The 1,089-nt window shown below is 64.9% G+C and carries 1 protein-coding gene; it reads right to left on the bottom strand.

Annotated elements, in window-relative coordinates; translation table 11 throughout:
- A partial coding sequence (gene tuf / locus DMC18_RS15720; protein ID WP_110133083.1) for an elongation factor Tu occupies positions 1–1,089 on the bottom strand: 1,089 nt, incomplete at both ends.

Below are 1,089 nucleotides of genomic sequence, written 5' to 3'. Positions count from 1 at the left end.
CGGTGCGGCCGCCTTCACGGATGGCGAAGCGGAGCTTCTCTTCCATGGCGATCGGGGTGATCAGCTCGACGTCCAGCTCGGCGTTGTCGCCCGGCATGATCATTTCCACGCCTTCGCGCAGCTTGATGATCCCGGTCACGTCCGTGGTGCGGAAGTAGAACTGCGGGCGGTAGTTGGTGAAGAACGGGGTGTGACGACCGCCTTCTTCCTTGGTCAGGATGTAGGCCTCGGCCACGAACTTGGTGTGCGGGGTGATCGAACCCGGCTTGCACAGCACCTGGCCGCGCTCGACGTCTTCGCGCTTGGTGCCGCGCAGCAGCACGCCCACGTTGTCGCCGGCCTGACCTTGGTCGAGCAGCTTGCGGAACATTTCGACGCCCGTGCAGGTCGTCTTCTGGACCGGACGGATGCCGACGATTTCGACTTCTTCACCGACCTTGACGATGCCGCGCTCGACGCGACCGGTGACCACGGTGCCGCGGCCCGAGATCGAGAACACGTCTTCCACCGGCATCAGGAAGGCCTGATCGATCGGGCGTTCCGGCTGCGGGATGTAGGCGTCGACCGAAGCCATCAGCTCGAGGATCTTCTCTTCGCCGATGTTGGCGTCGCGGTTTTCCACGGCGGCCAGGGCCGAACCCTTGGTGATCGGAATGTCGTCGCCCGGGAACTGGTAGCTGCTCAGCAGCTCGCGCACTTCCATTTCGACGAGCTCGAGCAGCTCTTCGTCGTCGACCATGTCGACCTTGTTCATGAACACGACCAGGGCCGGCACGCCGACCTGACGGGCCAGCAGGATGTGCTCGCGGGTCTGCGGCATCGGGCCGTCGGCGGCCGAGACCACCAGGATCGCGCCGTCCATCTGCGCCGCGCCCGTGATCATGTTCTTCACGTAGTCGGCGTGGCCGGGGCAGTCGACGTGAGCGTAGTGACGGTTGGCCGTCTCATACTCGACGTGAGCCGTGTTGATCGTGATGCCGCGGGCCTTTTCTTCCGGCGCGGCGTCGATGTCGGCGTAGTTCTTGGCGGTCGCGCCGCCCGACTTCGCCAGCGTGATCGTGATCGCGGCCGTCAGCGTCGTCTTGCCAT

Source organism: Caulobacter sp. D5 (assembly GCF_003185805.1).
In the GTDB taxonomy this organism is placed as follows: domain Bacteria; phylum Pseudomonadota; class Alphaproteobacteria; order Caulobacterales; family Caulobacteraceae; genus Caulobacter.
The sequence above is the reverse complement of the archived record's forward strand: the minus strand, read 5'-3'. Positions and strand labels throughout refer to the sequence as shown.